Consider the following 881-nt stretch of genomic DNA (forward strand, 5'->3'; position numbering starts at 1 on the left):
GTTTGCGGTTTCAACATCGACGGTGATCCCCATCGGACGCAGGCGTGTCATTAACGGGATATAGAAGCTGTTGCGGGCGTACTGCACCATCCTCTCCACCTTGCCTTTAGTCTGCGCCCTGAAGGGACGGCACAGGCGGGGAGAGAAGCCCATCTCTTTGCCGAACTGCCACAGGGAAGGATGGAACCGGTGCTGCCCGGTCTGGTAAGCATCACGCTGCAGCACCACCGTTTTCATATTGTCGTACAGGACTTCCTGCGGTACACCGCCGAAGAAGCTGAACGCATTGCGGTGACAGGCTTCCAGCGTGTCGTAGCGCATGTTGTCGGTGAACTCGATGTAAAGCATTCTGCTGTATCCCAGAACAGCGACGAACACATGCAGGGGTGACTTGCCGTTTCGCATGGTCCCCCAGTCAACCTGCATCTGCCGTCCGGGCTCGGTTTCGAAGCGAACGACCGGTTCTGCCTGTGCTGGCAGGGTCTGTTTACGGATGAACTCTCTCAGGATAGTAAGCCCTCCACGATAGCCCAGCTCCATGATTTCCCTGGCAATAACGGTCGCCGGGATTTTGTAGGGATGCGCATCGCTGATCCGCTTAGAGATGTAATCACAGTATTCATCGAGCAGTGATGATGGTGCCGGGCGTGGTGAATACTGCGGCTTTTCAGATTTGGCTTTCAGGTGGCTGCGGACAGTATTGCGCGAAATACCCAGCTCCCTGGCAATGGCCCGGATACTCATTCCCCGCTTGTGCAGGACTTTAATTTCCATACGAATCTCAAAAGTGATCATAAGCTCCCCTGTATTCAGAGGAGCAGATTAACCCCTGGATCAATTTTCAACCGCTGGGGTGGATCAGTTTTGCACCGTTGGTAACA

General features: G+C 54.5%; 1 protein-coding gene. It reads right to left on the reverse strand.

Features of this window, described 5'->3' with window-relative positions:
- On the reverse strand, positions 1–795 hold a 795-nt coding region (istA, locus tag FHC51_RS22865; RefSeq protein WP_220436796.1), incomplete at its 3' end, for an IS21-like element ISSen3 family transposase.
- Between the last annotated feature and the right edge of the window lie 86 nt (positions 796–881).

Source organism: Leclercia sp. EC_58 (assembly GCF_019584355.1).
Taxonomy (GTDB): domain Bacteria; phylum Pseudomonadota; class Gammaproteobacteria; order Enterobacterales; family Enterobacteriaceae; genus Enterobacter.